The sequence below is a fragment of the Moorena producens PAL-8-15-08-1 genome, from assembly GCF_001767235.1.
Classification (GTDB): Bacteria; Cyanobacteriota; Cyanobacteriia; order Cyanobacteriales; family Coleofasciculaceae; genus Moorena; species Moorena producens_A.
On sequence record NZ_CP017599.1, the window covers coordinates 5,848,333 to 5,865,283 of the forward strand.

The 16,951-nt window shown below is 44.8% G+C and carries 15 protein-coding genes; 8 read left to right on the forward strand and 7 right to left on the reverse strand.

Going from position 1 to position 16,951, the window contains the following annotated elements; genetic code table 11:
* The first annotated feature begins 553 nt into the window (after window positions 1–553).
* Entirely contained in the window at window positions 554–691 is a 138-nt protein-coding gene (locus BJP34_RS47710; RefSeq protein ID WP_229423957.1) for a hypothetical protein, read from the forward strand.
* The gene (gene pntA / locus BJP34_RS21435; RefSeq protein ID WP_070394098.1) at window positions 688–2,313 is read left to right on the forward strand and encodes a Re/Si-specific NAD(P)(+) transhydrogenase subunit alpha; all 1,626 of its coding nucleotides are present in this window, start codon (window positions 688–690) and stop codon (window positions 2,311–2,313) included. The genes BJP34_RS47710 and pntA overlap by 4 nt, the downstream gene beginning before the upstream one ends.
* 9 nt (window positions 2,314–2,322) lie before the next feature.
* On the opposite strand, the gene BJP34_RS44015 is transcribed toward pntA, so the two are convergent.
* The gene (locus BJP34_RS44015; protein ID WP_158517369.1) at window positions 2,323–2,472 is read right to left on the reverse strand and encodes a hypothetical protein; all 150 of its coding nucleotides are present in this window, start codon (window positions 2,470–2,472) and stop codon (window positions 2,323–2,325) included.
* Between BJP34_RS44015 and BJP34_RS45715 the strand changes: the two genes are divergently transcribed.
* The 3 genes from BJP34_RS45715 (at window position 2,465) to BJP34_RS21445 (ending at window position 5,192) form a co-directional block, all read left to right on the forward strand.
* A complete protein-coding gene (locus BJP34_RS45715) occupies window positions 2,465–2,629 on the forward strand; it encodes a hypothetical protein (protein ID WP_168166478.1) in 165 nt (54 codons plus the stop codon). The two genes, BJP34_RS44015 and BJP34_RS45715, sit on opposite strands and share 8 nt — an antisense overlap.
* A gap of 41 nt (window positions 2,630–2,670) precedes the next feature.
* Entirely contained in the window at window positions 2,671–4,134 is a 1,464-nt protein-coding gene (pntB, locus tag BJP34_RS21440) for a Re/Si-specific NAD(P)(+) transhydrogenase subunit beta (RefSeq protein ID WP_070394099.1), read from the forward strand.
* A 239-nt stretch (window positions 4,135–4,373) separates the two neighbouring features.
* Window positions 4,374–5,192 (forward strand): tetratricopeptide repeat protein, encoded by an 819-nt coding sequence (locus BJP34_RS21445; protein ID WP_070394100.1) that lies wholly within the window; start codon window positions 4,374–4,376, stop codon window positions 5,190–5,192.
* 111 nt (window positions 5,193–5,303) lie between these two features.
* Here BJP34_RS21445 and BJP34_RS21450 read toward each other — a convergent pair whose 3' ends face one another.
* On the reverse strand, window positions 5,304–6,836 hold the full coding sequence (locus BJP34_RS21450) for a serine/threonine-protein kinase (RefSeq protein ID WP_193431270.1): 1,533 nt from the start codon (window positions 6,834–6,836) through the stop codon (window positions 5,304–5,306).
* Window positions 6,837–7,071: 235 nt separating this feature from the next.
* The gene (locus BJP34_RS21455; protein ID WP_070394101.1) at window positions 7,072–7,518 is read right to left on the reverse strand and encodes a hypothetical protein; all 447 of its coding nucleotides are present in this window, start codon (window positions 7,516–7,518) and stop codon (window positions 7,072–7,074) included.
* 227 nt (window positions 7,519–7,745) lie between these two features.
* On the opposite strand from BJP34_RS21455, the gene BJP34_RS49220 reads away from it, so the two are divergent.
* Window positions 7,746–7,868 (forward strand): hypothetical protein, encoded by a 123-nt coding sequence (locus tag BJP34_RS49220; RefSeq protein ID WP_267876333.1) that lies wholly within the window; start codon window positions 7,746–7,748, stop codon window positions 7,866–7,868.
* Window positions 7,869–7,879: 11 nt separating this feature from the next.
* Here the strand turns inward: BJP34_RS49220 and BJP34_RS21460 are convergent, their stop codons facing one another.
* From BJP34_RS21460 to tnpA, 3 genes are all read right to left on the reverse strand, one after another.
* A complete protein-coding gene (locus BJP34_RS21460; protein WP_070394102.1) occupies window positions 7,880–9,175 on the reverse strand; it encodes an anhydro-N-acetylmuramic acid kinase in 1,296 nt (431 codons plus the stop codon).
* A gap of 486 nt (window positions 9,176–9,661) precedes the next feature.
* On the reverse strand, window positions 9,662–10,792 hold the full coding sequence (locus BJP34_RS21465; protein WP_193431271.1) for an amidohydrolase family protein: 1,131 nt from the start codon (window positions 10,790–10,792) through the stop codon (window positions 9,662–9,664).
* 442 nt (window positions 10,793–11,234) lie between these two features.
* Entirely contained in the window at window positions 11,235–11,594 is a 360-nt protein-coding gene (gene tnpA, locus BJP34_RS21470; protein ID WP_149031102.1) for an IS200/IS605 family transposase, read from the reverse strand.
* Window positions 11,595–11,709: 115 nt separating this feature from the next.
* Between tnpA and BJP34_RS21475 the strand changes: the two genes are divergently transcribed.
* Both BJP34_RS21475 and BJP34_RS21480 read left to right on the forward strand, forming a co-directional pair.
* Complete coding sequence (locus tag BJP34_RS21475) at window positions 11,710–12,912, forward strand: RNA-guided endonuclease InsQ/TnpB family protein (protein ID WP_070394103.1); 1,203 nt, start codon at window positions 11,710–11,712, stop codon at window positions 12,910–12,912.
* A gap of 2 nt (window positions 12,913–12,914) precedes the next feature.
* Window positions 12,915–14,879, forward strand: a complete 1,965-nt coding sequence (locus BJP34_RS21480) for a tetratricopeptide repeat protein (RefSeq protein ID WP_070394104.1) — start codon at window positions 12,915–12,917, stop codon at window positions 14,877–14,879.
* Window positions 14,880–15,131: 252 nt separating this feature from the next.
* Here BJP34_RS21480 and BJP34_RS21485 read toward each other — a convergent pair whose 3' ends face one another.
* Complete coding sequence (locus BJP34_RS21485; RefSeq protein ID WP_070394105.1) at window positions 15,132–16,466, reverse strand: glutamine synthetase family protein; 1,335 nt, start codon at window positions 16,464–16,466, stop codon at window positions 15,132–15,134.
* Between the last annotated feature and the right edge of the window lie 485 nt (window positions 16,467–16,951).

Here is a 16,951-nt window from a genome sequence, read left to right on the forward strand (position 1 = left end):
AGTGCAACAGCACAATTCCTAAAACAAGTTAAAAATAATCCTCTCTTTTGGCAGATCACCATAGGATCCAAAAAGAGATCAGGTTATGGGGAAACATGTATTTGAACAGTCAGGGAAATTTATATAGAGAAATTGATGCCAGCAGTTCAAATTCAGCAAGAGGCGATGCCTGGTGTTGGATACAACGACAAGTACCATACAACGACAAGTAGCACAGATGGGAAGCCAGTGAGCTGATCACAAGTGAGTTAATCCCCCAGGCTTAAAAGCATTGGCGGTGTCAGGGAGCAAACTGATCCCGTTCTAGTTGAACTTGGGAATCCTCTAAACAGGGTGAACATCCCCCAGCAGGAAGAAGCTACCAGTTGCTAAAAACCACTCGAAATCAAAAGAAATAGAAGGATAGATTGTCAACAAGGGACAACATTTGGAAAAGAAGTTGTTACCTGATTCTATTTACTGAAAATAGTGACGGAAAACAGTTATTATTGCCAGTTTTCCTGATTCTTGTTGTACTCACCTAAGGAGTATTTCTCACCCATGACCAAAAGCTATGTTAGGAGATACGGTGGCCTTAGCCCCTGAAAGTGGCTGGTCTGGACATCCTTTGCCTGATGCCTCTAGACCCACCTTAGTGATCAACGAATTTTCCGTCGTTATTCCATTTAGACAACTGAAGGAGAGTCAATGACCCTAGCCATTCCCAAAGAGGCTGAAACGTCAGATTTACAGCCAACCAAAACTCGCATGAAGGTTGGTATCCCGAAAGAAATTTACCCAGGTGAATGCCGGGTAGCTGCTACACCGGATACAGCCAAGGTGCTCCAGAAACTTGGCTTTGATGTGCTGATTGAATCGGGAGCAGGAGAGGCAGCTAATTTTCCTGACAATGCTTACGAACAAGCAGAATGCCAAATCATTCCTGATGCAAATAGCCTTTGGTCAGAGGCAGATATTGTCTTAAAAGTGCGTCCCCCTGAGATGCATCCAACTCTAAACAAGCATGAGTCTGAGTTGCTATCGGAAAATGGCACTTTAATCAGCTTTATCTGGCCAGCCCAAAACCAAGAACTGCTGGAACAACTCTCAACCCGTAAGGCTACCGTGTTGGCTATGGATGCGGTACCCCGCATCACGAGGGCGCAAAAGATGGATGCCCTCAGTTCTATGGCCAATATTGCTGGTTACCGGGCTGTGATTGAGGCAGCCAATAACTTTGGTCGCTTCTTTACTGGGCAAATTACTGCAGCGGGGAAAGTTCCCCCAGCTAAAGTGTTGGTGATTGGTGCTGGGGTAGCTGGACTAGCTGCTATTGGTACCGCTAAAGGTCTGGGTGCTGTTGTGCGCGCCTTCGATACCCGCCCCGTGGTTAAGGAACAAGTGGAAAGCATGGGGGGAGAGTTCCTGGAACTGGACTTCAAAGAAGACGGTACGGGATCTGGGGGCTATGCCAAGGTGATGAGTAAAGAGTTCATCGAGGCGGAGATGGCATTGTTCGCTGCACAGGCTAAAGAAGTGGACATCATCATCACCACTGCCCTAATCCCTGGTAAAAAAGCGCCGCTGCTGATCACTGAGGAAATGGTAGCGAGTATGAAAGAAGGCTCAGTGGTTGTAGATATGGCAGCTGAGCAAGGGGGTAACTGTGAGGTTAGCAAAGCCAATGAGGTCTACAAATACAAAGGTGTGACCATCATTGGTTTGACTGACCTACCCAGCCGTATGGCGACTCAATCTAGCCAACTCTATGGCACCAACCTTTGTCATCTCCTCAAGGACATGGGTGGTAGTGAAAATTACCGTGTCGATATGGAGGATGAAGTGGTTCGGGGAGCCTTAGTGCTAAACGCTGGGGATGTAACCTGGCCCCCACCCAAGCGGCCCACACCGCCAGCACCTCCCAAACCGGCACCGGAACCCCAGACTGCGGTAACTAAAGAGGAGTCTGTGCCAGAGACTAAGAAATCAAAGGGTATCATGGGCTTGCTCTGGCCAGTGTTAGTGGGACTCGCCTTAGTTGGCTTGGGAATCGGAGCACCACCTTCTTTCCTCTCCCACTTCACGGTATTTATCCTGGCCTGCTTCGTAGGCTGGCAAGTGATCTGGAACGTAAAACCAGCCCTGCACACCCCCTTGATGAGTGTTACTAATGCCATTAGCGGCATCATCATCATTGGTGGAATGCTGCAAATTTCCGGCGCAGCCACCTCACCTACTACTATTCTGGGTGCGATCGCAATTTTAGTTGGAACCATCAACATCTCCGGTGGCTTCCTAGTCACCCAACGCATGCTCAAGATGTTTCAGAAATAGGTTAGCCGGTTAAAGGTTACAGGTTGAAGGTTTGAAGGTTGTTCGCGAAGCGTGGCCAAAGGCCAAGGTTTGAAGGTTTGAAGCTTTGAAGGTTTGAAGGTTGTTCGCGAAGCGTGGCCAAAGGCCAAGGTTTGAAGGTTGTTCGCGAAGCGTGGCCAAAGGCCAAGGTTTGAAGGTTGTTCGCGAACAACCTTCAACCTTCAACCAACTAACATTCAACCAACTAACCTTCAACCTTCAACCAACTAACCTTCAACCAACTAACCTTCAACCAACTAACCTTCAACCAACTAACCTTCAACCTTCAACCAACTAACCTTCAACATTCAAGTTGAACACCATAAAACTAAGGAGACTATGTCAAATAATCTGTTGACAGTTGCCTATATTGCAGCTAGTGCTTTGTTCATTCTCAGCCTGGGGGGATTATCTAACCAGGAAAGCGCCCGTAAAGGTAATATTTACGGGATTCTTGGGATGCTGATTGCCTTTGTTGCCACTGCCCTAAGTAGCAATGTAACCGCATACCTCACTCTGGGAGGGATGATTTTGCCAGGAGTGATAATTGGTGCGATCGTGGCATCTCGGGTAGCCATGACCTCCATGCCAGAACTGGTAGCAATTCTCCATAGTTTTGTCGGTCTTGCAGCTGTACTGGTGGGTATTGCCAATTACCTGCAAGGGGGGGAATCCCTAACGGGTGCAGAAGTAACTATTCACCAGTTAGAAATTTATATTGGTGTGTTCATTGCGGCAATTACCTTCACCGGTTCAGTGATAGCCTTTGGGAAACTACGAGCTATCATCAGCAGCAAACCCCTAATGTTACCAGCACGCCACGTACTCAATCTGGCTATGCTTGGGGCTGTGATCGGGCTGGGTTACCAGTTCATGACAGCAGAGGGGACGGCTGGTCTGCAACCCCTGTTGATTATGGCTGCGATCGCATCAGTGTTAGGCATCCACCTAGTAGCTGCGATTGGGGGTGCTGATATGCCAGTGGTCATCTCCATGCTCAATAGTTATTCCGGATGGGCGGCTGCTGCTGCAGGCTTTATGCTGTCCAATGACCTGTTAATTATCACTGGTGCCCTAGTAGGTAGTAGTGGTGCTATCCTCAGCTACATCATGTGTCGAGCCATGAATCGCTCCTTCTTCAGCGTGATTTTAGGAGGCTTCGGCGAAGGTGCAGGAACTACAGCTAAAGCGAAAGCTGGTGATCAGCCCGAAGGTCAAGTCACCGAGACCACAGTAGAAGATACCGTAGAGCTGCTACAAGGGGCCAAGAGTGTTATGATTGTTCCCGGTTACGGCATGGCAGTAGCTCAGGCTCAGCATCCGGTGTCCGATATTACCAAGATTTTGAGGAATGCTGGTATCAATGTTCGCTTTGGCATTCATCCAGTTGCTGGACGACTACCAGGACACATGAACGTGCTGCTAGCTGAGGCAAATGTGCCTTATGATATCGTTCTAGAAATGGATGAGATTAACGAGGACTTCCCAGAAACCGATGTAGTACTCGTGATTGGTGCTAATGATACCGTTAACCCTAGTGCCATGGAAGACCCCAGTAGCCCAATTGCTGGCATGCCAGTCTTAGAGGTTTGGAAAGCTGGTACCGTGGTGGTGATGAAACGGGGAATGTCCAGTGGCTATGCTGGTGTTGGCAATCCCTTGTTTTTCAAAGAAAACACCAATATGCTCTTCGGTGATGCTAAGACTAACGTTAGCGCTATCCTAGGGAAGCTCGTAGAATCTAGCCGGGACAGTGCAGGATCTAGCTCAGGAAAAGTCTTAGCTACATCCTCTGCAGGCTGAGTAAGGGTTAGAGGCAAATAACACCCGGATTTTGGCTCAAACCTTGACTTGATATCGAGTTTGGGGGAAGTTAGGAGTGTGGAAAGGGAATATTTTTTGGTACAAATTCCCTGCTATTCTCCCCTCCTTCTTCCTCTTCCCTATCTTCGTAAGCATTAGCTGTTGGCGTAGCCTGCGCGTAGCGCATATGCTTACATTTTATCTTTCATTTCAACAGCAAGATAACGGAAATAATTGATATGGGTTTTTCTGTAGACGTTACTAGCAGCAACTACGCCACTGAAGTTTTAGAAAAGTCTTTTGAGAAGCCTGTATTAGTAGACTTCTTTGCTACATGGTGTGGCCCCTGTCAACTGCTCAAACCAACTTTAGAGAAACTAGCTAAAGAATATGACTTTGTTTTAGCAAAAGTTGATATTGACCGCAACCAAGACTTAGCGAACAATTTTCAAATTGAGGGAGTCCCCGATGTCAGAATTGTCACCAATGGTGATATGATTCCTGGTTTTGTGGGGGTTTTACCAGAAATTCAGTTGCGGGAAATGTTGGCTAGGTTAAATCTAAAGTCTGAGTTAGACATTGGACTAGAAGAAGCTCGGGTTGCCATGGCAAGTGAGGATATACCCCGAGCCAAACACCTGTTTGAACAGCTAATTGCCAACTATCCAGAGCATCAAAATTTAGTCATTGAAGTTGCCAATTTTTTGGTTCATATTAATGAGCCAGAAGAGGCAAACACACTCTTAGACACCATTGAATGCAATGATCGAGAATACTTCCCTAGAGCTCAGGCAATCAGAGCATTGATTCAATTTAAGCAGCAGGCGAATCCTATTGGGGAAAGTGAATTAGATCAGTTATTTGCTCAGGCATCTCGGTTAGTTGTAGAGGGACACTATGAAGCAGCCCTGAAAATCTTTTTAGAAATCGTCAGTAAACATCGTAACTATAGAGATGATGGTGCAAGAAAATCCATGATTGCGGTGTTTGATGTGCTCGGTAATGACCATCCCCTGACGAAAAAGTATCAGCGGGAGTTGATGCTATCCCTATATTAGTTTTGGCTGAGAGTTGAATAGGTAAAATCGAAAATGTAAAAAAATAAATTTATTTTCAAGTAACAACTTGCCAGTAATCATTTGCCAGTAACAAGTTGCCAGTAAGAAGTTTTAACCTGATATATCAGTAGGGTAATCTGTATGAGCAGCTTCTAACTTCATCAAAATCTTCGGCTTCAGCTTTTCAAACTCTTGCTTAAGTATTCCTTTGCTCAACATTGCTTGATTAGTTGAGTTTATTGTCTTAGACGTATTCGCCCAATCGATGAATAGCTGGCGTTGGGCAGGAGCAATAGTTGAGGTCATTACATTAGCACAGTATTCTGGTTGTGATTGGGCAAAAAACAAAATACGATAATATCCAGTATCTCCCAAAAGTCTGACTATGTTCTGACCGTGATTTGTTTTGAGGTCTAAGTAGCAAGGAAGCCAACAAGCACCCTGGTAGCGATTATGCACTGCGGTAATCCATAGCACCATTGGATGAGGTACCATCACATACAAGAATTGATTGTAGCGTGTACTAACCTGACGGTTATCAATCTCTTCTTTAGTCAGCATCACCCAGAGGGTAGGAAAGGTTGTGCTAGTGGTACGAATTATCTTAGGAAAGACAATAGATGCTTTAGGCTTGTCATCGGGCCAGGAGGTTTGCCGACAAATATCATTTCCTGATACAGGAAGTATTTGTGTTGCCTTACTCAGAGGTTTCTCGGATAGTATTGTTTGAATCCGATGACCCAGATAGCGACCGCGATCATGACCTTCGTTTAATGAATCCAATGCTCGTAGGATAATCCCGACATTTTGAGGACGATCAGATACCTCTTTCGCTATACAGGTCATGATTAGGTTCTCTAGGGACTTCGGCAGCTTTAGTTTGGGGTTAATCGATCCAAAAGATTTAGGTGGGCTGAAGTGATGAGCTTTGTACCAACTACCAAAGGAATGATCTTCTGGAAGAATGGGCATGTGACCAGTTAACATCTCAAACATCATCACCCCTAGACTATAGATATCAGAGCGTTTATCCAGTTCCTTTCCCTCCATTTGTTCTGGTGAACAATAGGCTAGGGTACCCATAAAAGAATGGGTTTGAGAACCATCAAACTGAAGAAGCTTAGCAATGCCAAAGTCAAGGATTTTGATCAGTTCACCGAAGGAGGAATCTTCGACAACGAGAATGTTACTGGGTTTAATATCACGATGCACAATTGGAGTGAGTGTGCCTTTAAATACAATGCCTTGGTGAGCACATTGTAATCCCAGACAAATTTGGCGGGCAATATGCAAAAATCGGGGTAAGGATAAGGTTTTAGTGTGAATTATTTCGCTTAAATTTCCCCCTGCCAAGTATTCCATGACGTAGAAGGAAATATCATTTTCATCTATGCCATAGTCCCTAACTCGCACGATGTGATTGCTTTTCTCACCAAGCAAAGCGCAAATCGTTGCTTCCCGCTCAAAGCGATCGCGCATTTTTTGGTTCAATAATGTATGGGAGAGAAATTTGACGGCAACGGTTACACCTCCCAATAGCATATCTTTGGCTTGATACACTTGACCCATAGCACCTTTGCCGATCAACTTGACCAGTTGATAGCGATTGGCGAGTAGACGACCTTTGTTAGGGTCTGTGATCATAAGTTCCTTGGTGAGATCCCGAATGTAACGTGTTCATGAATCATTAGTCACTAGTCATCGCTCATTGCTCATTGGTCATTGGTCATTTGTAAATACTAGTAGACTTAATGTGGATCACAAAGGACTAAGGACTAAAGATTAAGGACAAAACTGACTAAGGACTAAACAAGATGAACGCTGGTAGCAACGGTCACAGGCGTACTGCTTTTAAAACTCCCTTAATTCCAGAATACTTCTATTTTTGCTGACGTTCCAAAGTTGCTTCCATTGTGCTACTGAGATAATGACCTGCCATAATGCTACTGGAGAGGTAGTATATATTTTCATTACGTTGATACCGGGTTTCAAAACCACTGCGTCGTTGGCGATCTCCTAATACCCAATACCGTTGCACAATGGATTCTGGAGCCACCCAGCCTTCTCCCTCGACACGACCTAGGAAGCTGTGTTGTAAGACAAAGGTATACTTCGGCTCGCCAGTATCAAGACGCCCTAGATACTGGCAAGAGATATTCTCCCGTTCACTATTGGGAAACACCAGTCTTGTGACCATAGTAAACCAGTTTTCCCGACTCCAGGTAACCATAGTCCCACCTCTGACTACAATTAATTTTCCATTGCGTTCCAGCCAATTGCCCCGAAGTGTCCAGCGTCCTGCCTCCAATAAAAAGGTGTGAGCCACAGTGTTACTCTTTATCTGTTACTGAATATTACCCTCTCATCGTTCCCCACTCATTTTAGCTGCTATACCTAAGGTTGTGGGGTTTACCCCCTCAGGTTATACCATTGGCAAACTTCCAGGAGTAACCCAACTCCTACGGATCAACAGACAAACTAGTTTAAATCTCCCCCAGACTCACCCAACGGGGATTCTAAGCTGATATGGCAAGAGCAGCTTATTAACTGCTTTTGACAACCAACGCTTACACTGCCTATCTTGACGCAAAGCGGGAGTGGGGAAACCACGGCAGTCGCTCATGGGGGAAACCCCCAAGACCGCGCTGCCTCCCCGTGAGGCCACTGCATCGCTAAAATACCGAGTTTTAGGATGACTGGTGTTGCGATCTCGGAGAATACAGGTTTCCTAGACATACAGCCTCTGAAGCTCCGGTTACTTGAGGGAGATTGCCCGGAATACCGAGGTTACGCCAATGAGCCAAAACAGCAAATGCGATCGCTTCTTTAAAATCCCGACTTAACCCAACCTGGTCAGTGGTTAATACTGGCACCGAATCTAGTTTAATTTGCAGCCGTTGCTTCAAGTATAAATTGCTTGCCCCTCCACCACACAAGAGTACTTCATCTGGCATGTGAGGCAAGAAGTTGCGATAGCTCTCAACAATAGAGGCAACAGTGAGTTCTGTGAGTGTTGCCAGGAAATCAGCAGGAGCAAGGTTATAGGCTTCGCTTTCTACCAAACACTGGTTGAGGTAATCTAGACTAAACAACTCTCGTCCGGTAGATTTTGGTGGCGGTATCTTGAAGAACTCTTGAGCAAGCCACTGTTCGACCAGAGCCTCACAGGGAGTGCCACTCGCTGCCCACTCTCCATTGTAATCATAGGTTTTGCTACCGTTGGTAAAATACTCGACAGCCAGATCTAACAGGGCATTCCCCGGACCAGTATCCCAGCCATATACCTGTTCCAACCAGTTCCCTTCACTAACTGGCAAGTAAGTAACATTACTAATACCACCAATATTTTGGATACATCGGTTATGGGTGGATGACCGGAGAAAATAGGCATCTACTTTAGGAACCAGAGGCGCACCTTCTCCCCCAGCAGCAATGTCAGCCACACGGAAATTGCTGATGGTCTTGATACCGGTAATCTCAGCAATCACCTCTCCCCGTCCCAGTTGAAGGCTATATCCCAGAGTCGTTACAGGTTGAAGGTTAGCAGGTTTAAGGTTAGCAGGTTTAAGGTTAGCAGGTTCAAGGTTAGCAGGTTTAAGGTTAGCAGGTTTAAGGTTAGCAGGTTCAAGGTTAGTTTCCGTTGCAGGTTGTTCGCGAACACCATTAACCCCTAATGGTCGATGGTATACTGTTTGACCATGGGAGCCAATTAACTCAGCGGGGGGATGACCACTCCCAATTGCCAATGCTGCTTGGGCAAATTGAAATGCGATCGCATCATCCAATGCTGCCAATTCTGCTATGGATAGGGGACTTCCAGCACAGACAGCTAGAATTTTTTCCCTGAGTTCAGTGGGGTAGCCATAGGTAGCACCAGCCAGTAGCTCAATCTTTAAATCTAAGTCTGAGCCAGAAATCTCTACTAGTGCAGCATCGATGCCATCTACAGATGTACCGCTCATTAAGCCAATTACACGGGTCATCTTAAAATTGTGTTGGGTTAAGGTAAGCTAAAAGTACCAATATATGAGAAATACTGCAACTGATGGGTAACGGATGTAACGCATAGGAGGAGAGGGAAAAAAAACAGGTTTATTTTTAGCCTTATGTTAGCTACTGACTAGTAATTAATGTTTAGTTAGCCTATTGCTAACTATTTATTTTTAATTTCTAATATTACCACCTAACAATAACAAAACCCCTAAGACTTTAAGCGCAGGAATCAAAATAAGTTGCTAATAACTTTAGCTGAGCTATCTTAAGATTTGGGTAATTCTTGAATGTTGGCAGAAAGTCCAGCAAAAAAACCCTAAGCCCGAAGGAACGGCTCAGGGTGGTAATTAAATTTCATCTACTTCTTTTAACTCCACCATTTCTGCCACTGTATCCGGAAATCAAATAATCCTTTTCCTGTTCGCGTCGTACCTGGCACCGAAGCGCTAGGGTGTCTATGGGCTTTTGAAGTTTTCTCAAGAACCATTAGCCCCATAAAGCACACGAGCATTATCACACAAAATCCCCATAGCAACCGACTCCGCCTCCTTAGCAGTCAAATCGCCATCCTGAATCGCTCCTTCCAAAACCTGTGCCAATACTATCCGTCCCCACTTGGCTCCCAAGTAATATAATTCCGGGATATTGTGAGCATCAGAAGAATACATCAGTTTACTGGTTGGCACAAATTCCAATAACTGCTGCACCACGCTACGCATCCCAGGTACACTTAAAAAAGGCACCGCTAAGCCGAAATCTAAATACACCTGAGGATAGACGGCTGCTAAATAACCGGCTTCTTGGGTATAGGGATAAGAGCCATGGAGCAGGACAATGGGAGCGTTACGGAAGCGTTGGTTTTCGAAAAGCGATCGCATATAAACTGGATTAGCCAGCGGCAAGTCTAAATCTGGGTCACCAAACCCTGTATGAAACTGCACAGGTAGTCGATGTTTCGCCGCAATTTCTAAGGCTTGGGTAATCAAAAAATCAATTAAAGGCTTATCTACGAGCCGCAAGGGTTTTCCCCTCAAGACTTCTTGCTTGAAGCAATCAAAACATTCCTTAGCTACCTCCTGTGGTATCAGTTGGATATCCAAACCTGTACGATAGGCAGCAACACTCTTGAAGCCTACCACTTGTGGTGGAGGTGGATCAATGTTGTCGCGGAAATGGTCTAGGAAGGTAGCAAAGTCATCTATCTCACGGATGAGATTTTCTGCTAGATATTCCAAACGAAGGATCTGCTTTACTGGCAGAAATTGTTCATGCCATTCTCTAGGAAGAATCTCATTTGGCAAAAAACCATCATCTAAGAAAATTGCTTCTAGTTGAGATGATTGAAAACACTGCTGGGTGAGTTTTTTTAAGCCCAATTTCTGGCGATGTTCAAGAATTGCCTCTTCCTGTGGTTCACACTCTAAGAGTTGGGAAATATCCCGGAGGCTTCGTTTGTAGAAAAGGCTGTTACGGGCATGATGATTAATGATATCAGGATCATAGGCTTCACTGAAGAAGGCAGGATAGGGATAATTAGCAGCAGCTTCAGGAGTTAGCAGGTTGTGAGCGTGTTGGTCAATAGCGGTGATAGTCCACAGGTTAATCATTTTAGATTATTAGATGGTACAGATAATTGTCTGGTAGTTAGGGTAAGAAGATTTTTAGTGAACCACGAAGGCACAAACTACCCGAAAAAGTCTAGGGACTGTTTCGAGGATTGGTAGCGATCGCTTTGCTTGGTGGTGGGGTAAAACATGTCGATGGTGATACCTGTAACTGTCTCTTTGGCAGGATTGCTGGGAATATTATGAGTGTAACCCCTAATTGTAAGTCAACTAGAATACTCCTTCAGCACCAAAGATGAAAAATTTACCGTTTCAAGTAGTCGTATCCCTAGCTACTTTGATCACGACAAGTATGGCTAGTGCTAATGCTGAAACTGTCGTTGCTCAGATGGATTTTGACCGCCGTAACGCCTTGACCGAAAATCCTGAGGGCGCAAGCCCCTGGATTATATCCATGGGGTTAGCCCGAACAGGAATTTATTCCCTAAATCTCTTTTTGATTTTTGACGTACCTTTTAATTGTTTCTAGGGGAGCGCCTCCCACTGTGGACAGGAAATAAGAATTAGTCCATAAAGTAGGTAGTCGGCTCTTTAGATGGGGAAATTGTTCTCTGAGATATCTACTAGTTGCTCCTTTAAATCGTTTAACAACTCTGTGAATGCCAAATTGTGGGTCGCATTCACAGAGCAAGTGAACATGGTCAGGCATCACCTCTAATTCAATAATTTCAACTTGGATCTCTTTTGCTATTTGATGGAGGAGTTCTTTTAATCTTGCTTCTACCTCTTCTACTAAGACTGGTCTGCGGTACTTTGGGCACCACACGACGTTGTATTTACACAATTAAATAATATTTTTGTTGTATTTATAATTGCTTACCATTTTGCCCTTGACATTATCTTAATGTTATGTATATATAATAAAAGTAAACGCAAGATAATGTCAAGGAGGTGATAAAGTGTTAACAATGGAGTTCAAAGCCATCCTAACTGAGGGTCAACAGGAAGCTGTAGACGAAGCTATTCGCACTTCTAAATTTGTGCGGAATAAAGTTCTACGTTACTGGATGGACAATAAGGGTATTGGCAAAAAGGAACTCTATCGTTACAACACTCAGTTAAGAGATGAATTTGGATTTGTTAAAGACCTTAATAGCCACGCTTGCCAGGCTTCGGTAGAGAACGTAGAGCGTGCTATCAAGCGTTTTTTTGATAATTGCAAAAAGAAGATTCCAGGCAAAAAGGGTTACCCAAAATTCAAAAAGTATTGTCGCTCTGTTGAATACAAGCAATCCGGGTGGAAATTATCACCAGACAAAAAATCCATTAGATTCACTGATCAAAAAAGTATTGGCAAAGTCAAACTCAAAGGAACTTGGGACTTATGGTGGTTCGACCATAAACTAATAAAGCGGGTTCGTATTGTCAAAAAAGCGGATGGCTATTATGTTCAGTTTTGTATTAAGGTTTGCCGAAACGAAGAAACCGAGTCTACAGGTTCTGTTGTTGGGTTAGATGTAGGACTGAAAGAGTTTTATACCGACTCTAATGGGTTTTCCGAGCCTAATCCCAGATTCTACAGAAAAAGCGAAAAGCACTTAAAATTTTGCCAACGCAGGCTTTCTCGAAAAAAGAAAGGTTCATCCAATCGTAATAAAGCCAGAAATAGACTAAGTAGGGCACACCTTAGAATAAGTAGGCAACGTAAAGAACATGCTAAGAGACTGGCACGTTGCGTAATCCGGTCTAACGACCTGGTCGCCTACGAAGATTTAAGGGTCAAAAACTTGGTAAAGAATCACTGCCTTGCTAAGTCTATTAATGATGCAGGTTGGTATCAGTTTCGAGAATGGTTAGAGCGTTTCGGTCAAGTGTTTGGGAAAGTCACTATTGCCGTCAATCCTGCCTATACAAGTCAGAATTGTTCGCAGTGTGGGAAAGTAGTTAAGAAATCTCTGTCAACCAGAACCCACACCTGTCAATGTGGCTGCACCTTAGACCGCGATCATAACGCTGCTAAAAACATACTTAATAGAGCCTTGAGTACCGTGGGGCACACGGAAACTTTATCAAACGCTTGGGGAGATTTGTCCTCTACTCTTCTTGGTCACGGCCTGGTTGAGCAAGACAATTCGATGAACCAAGAATCCCCTGGCTTATAGCCATGGGGAGTGTCAAAGAGAAAGTTGCTGCACAAGGGAGAATGATCAATCAGTTGTGGCAACAAGCCAGTCAGTTACGAGGAATTGGTAAGTATAGTGAAGAGATTACGATACGGTCGCAGATTGTAAAACTTCAGCCAGACTCTTTCTTAGCTTGGTATTGGCGAGGGGATACCTTCAGTAGCTTGGGCCAGTACGAAGCCGCGATCGCTTCCTATGATCAAGGGATTAAAATTAAGCCCAATTACCTTTTAGCGTGGTTTGAGAAAGGCAAGGCAAACCATAAACTAAAACGATACGATGCGGTGATTACGGCCTGGAAGCAAGCACTTTTAATTCAAGCCACATCAGAATTTGAACAGCAGTTGGTACAGACAATTATTCCCAAAAAAATTGCCAGTGTGCTGCTTTATGATTTGAAACGGTATTCTGAAGCGATCGCATTCTACAACCAAGTACTGGAAGTGGATGCCAAGGCTGCTTCAATTTGGATTGACCGAGGCACAGCTTTTTATCAACTCGGTCGATATGAAAAAGCAATCACCGATTGTGACAAGGCGATTCAACTTGATGCTCGAAACTCTCTGGCTTGGAAACAGCGAGGATTTGCCCTCTATCGCATCGGTCGCTACAAACATGCGATCGCTTCCTTTAAAAAAGCAGCAAAATACGAGCCTGACGATGTGGAAGTCGCTGGATTACTGACAGTTTTAGAAACTTCAGGAGAATCTCAAGGGCAGTTACAAACTTCACAGCAGAGACTGGTTGCGGTTCGCACTGAGATCAGCACGGCTGAAGAAAAACTCCTTCTCCTTCGTAGTAAAACTCAGACAGCAACAGCACAGCTTGAATCTTCTCAAGTTCAAGTGCATCAATCTCAGCAGCAGTTAGTTGCTCTCAGAGGCGACATTAAAAGCGCACAATCACAACTAGAATCCTCTCAAGTAAAAGTGCGTCAATCTCAGCAGCAGTTAGTTGCTCTCAGAGGTGACATTAAAAGCGCACAATCACAACTAGAATCCTCTCAAGTAAAAGTGCGTCAATCTCAGCAGCAGTTAGTCGCTCTCAGAAGCGACATTCAAAGCGCACAGTCACAACTAGAATCCTCTCAAGTAAAAGTGCGTCAATCTCAGCAGCAGTTAGTCGCTCTCAGAGGCGAAATTAAAACTACCCAAGAACGGCTTAAATCCTTCAAGGCAGAACGCCAAAGTTTAGAAAAGAAACTAGTGGCTGTGCGAGGGGAAATTAAAACTTCCCAAGAACGGTTAAAAGCCTCTCGCCGTGAACAACAAAGTTTTGAACAGAAACTAGTGGCTGTGCGAGGGGAAATCAAAACTTCCCAAGAACGGTTAGAAGCCTCTCGCCGTGAACAACGAAGCTTTGAACAGAAACTAGTGGCTGTGCGAGGGGAAATTAAAACTTCCCAAGAACGGCTAGAAGCCTCTCGCCGTGAACAACGAAGCTTTGAACAGAAACTAGTGGCTGTGCGAGGGGAAATCAAAACCTCCCAAGAACGGCTAGAAGCCTCTCGCCGTGAACAACGAAGCTTTGAACAGAAACTAGTGGCTGTGCGAGGGGAAATCAAAACCTCCCAAGAACGGCTAGAAGCCTCTCGCCGTGAACAACGAAGCTTTGAACAGAAACTAGTGGCTGTGCGAGGGGAAATCAAAACCTTACAAAAACAGCGAGACACTTTCCGCACTGAAGTACAAACATCACAAGAGCGTTTAGTTGCTCTTCGAGGAGAAATACGCAGTTTGGAAGAGAACATAAATGTATCTCAGGGAAAATTACGTCAGTTAAACGATAAAAAGCAAGTTGCAGCGGAGAATCTACGTGTTGCAGAAGTTCAGTACTGTGGTTTACAAGAAAAGCTGAGTGAATTGGAGGTAGCAATAAGCCGAATTAGGGGTACACAACAGGCATCATACGAAGTGAAACGTTGCCCTCTTGCTAATAAAAGATAGGGACGGTTGCGATTAGTTCAAGTTGGATTTTTTATCAGATCATATCCCCTTTTTAATTTAAAATAGAAACAACTATGCATAAGCATTCAGCTATCAGCTTAAAGCTTCTGCTAGCACCTCAAGTAGCTTGCGTGGCACAGGCTTTTGCCTTGGCCAAAAGGCCACGGGGGGCGCGTTTGGCCACGCTGTGCGAACGACGCGCTTGAGGTAGCGCATTAGCTGACGGCTGAATGCTTACCAATATCAATTGATTCAATATCGCTCTAATAAAAGCTCGACTTCTTCCTCCAACTCAAAATCTTTCATTGCCTCCCACTCGGCTTTCCTTACCGCTAGATAGGCTTGAGCCAATTCTACTCCTAAGGCATCCAACAGTAATTGATCAGCACTTAAGTTACCAATCGCTTCCCCTAAAGTAGTTGGCAATAACTCAATACCCCTCTCACTACGTTCTAATTCTGTCAAATGTCCTGGATCTACCGCCACGGCTTCTCCCAATTCCAAACTGTTACGAATTCCATCCAAGCCAGCCGCAATTACTGCTCCCAAGGCTAGATAAGGATTAGAAGAAGCATCAACAGTTTTCAGTTCAAAATTGCTTGGACTTCCACCGTCTGGGTTACTCGGTACCCTAACCGCAGCCTCTCGGTTATCGATTCCCCAACAACGGAACGCGCCACTCCAACAATGAGGGCGAATCCGTCGATAAGAATTAGTACTGGGTGTGGTTAGTGCCATTAAAGCAGGTAAATGCTGTAAAATTCCAGCAATAAACTGACAGGCGACTTGGGAAAGTCCCCCATCCCCTTCTGGATTGAGTAACAAGTTTTTCCCATCCCGCCATAGGCTGAGGTGGAGGTGACAACCATTACCAGCTTGGTCAGCTAGGATTTTGGGCAGAAATGAGGCAACCAGGTGATGTTGAAATGCGATCGCTTTTACTGTCTCCCGGAAGGCTATTTGTTGATCTGCCGCTGGTAGGGCTTGGGTATATAATATAGAAATTTCCTGTTGACCAGGACCACATTCTGGGTAATACTGCTCTACGGGCATCCCTTGCTCCACCAAGGCTTCAGCAATTTGGTCAATCACCTGCTGATGTTGATCCATTGCCAGCGTCGAGGCAAATACGGTATTGTCTACCGGTAGAATCCCCTCAGGGGTTGGCTGCAGCAGGTAAAACTCATTTTCAAATGCAGCAACCACTTGTAAGCCCTCACTTTCCGCTTCTGCTACCATCCTTTTGAGGAAGTTTCGGGGACAATACGGCCATGGGCTACCATTGTTGACCATATCCCCAAACACACGGGCATGACCAGGAGCATAGGGTAAGGAGGTTAAGGTTTCCCAATCCGGTACTAAGCGGATTTCACCGATGGGTCCCAAGCCACTGCCTGGGACTGGGACATCATACATCACCGGTAGAGCTTGCTGGGCTGCTGAAATGCCCACACCGTGTTTGAGGTAGTCTGGTAAGGTTTTCCGGTGGACTGCTTTACCACGGATTATGTTAGCATTGTCGCACCAAAGGATACGCACAAATCGAATACCTAGTTGATCTATAGTTTTCAGGATTTTATTATTCATTCTCATACGCCTTTTTTTGAAATTATTAGTTTTTGTGGTGTTTAACTAGTAGCAAATATCCTCTCCAAAATCTAGACTAAGTATAGAATAATTAATGGTAAATTGTTACTATTGTTAGTAGTTAATGGTTACAGTAATTAAGCATAAATCGGGTTTTTTAATATAATTACTGGATTTCAACCTTTGATTTATAACCAGTTTGACTCCGTGGGTGGAACGGGCATCTTGCCCGTTTTATTTCCAGACTGGCGGTCTCAACAGTGGCGAAAAGGTAAAAAATGAGGGCTCGCCCGTCTTCTGTGCGCACCCTACGCACTACTGATAATGAGGTGCATTGATGACATAGCACTTTCTGACCCCTCATCCTACTAATACCACTATTACCCATCATTCCCCTATTCTTGACCTCCTCACTACCAAGATCAAGACTTATCGGTCAGGGATAAGGCTGAGATGGGAATCCTCAAACTGCTATCGTGACTACT

Coding starts and splice junctions, on each gene's coding strand:
- BJP34_RS47710 (WP_229423957.1), top strand. CDS start 554: ATGTTAGGAGATACGGTGGCCTTAGCCCCTGAAAGTGGCTGGTCTGGA.
- BJP34_RS21485 (WP_070394105.1), bottom strand. CDS start 16,466: ATGAATAATAAAATCCTGAAAACTATAGATCAACTAGGTATTCGATTT.
- BJP34_RS21450 (WP_193431270.1), bottom strand. CDS start 6,836: ATGATCACAGACCCTAACAAAGGTCGTCTACTCGCCAATCGCTATCAA.
- BJP34_RS21480 (WP_070394104.1), top strand. CDS start 12,915: ATGGGGAGTGTCAAAGAGAAAGTTGCTGCACAAGGGAGAATGATCAAT.
- pntB (WP_070394099.1), top strand. CDS start 2,671: ATGTCAAATAATCTGTTGACAGTTGCCTATATTGCAGCTAGTGCTTTG.
- pntA (WP_070394098.1), top strand. CDS start 688: ATGACCCTAGCCATTCCCAAAGAGGCTGAAACGTCAGATTTACAGCCA.
- BJP34_RS21460 (WP_070394102.1), bottom strand. CDS start 9,175: ATGACCCGTGTAATTGGCTTAATGAGCGGTACATCTGTAGATGGCATC.
- BJP34_RS21445 (WP_070394100.1), top strand. CDS start 4,374: ATGGGTTTTTCTGTAGACGTTACTAGCAGCAACTACGCCACTGAAGTT.
- BJP34_RS21465 (WP_193431271.1), bottom strand. CDS start 10,792: ATGATTAACCTGTGGACTATCACCGCTATTGACCAACACGCTCACAAC.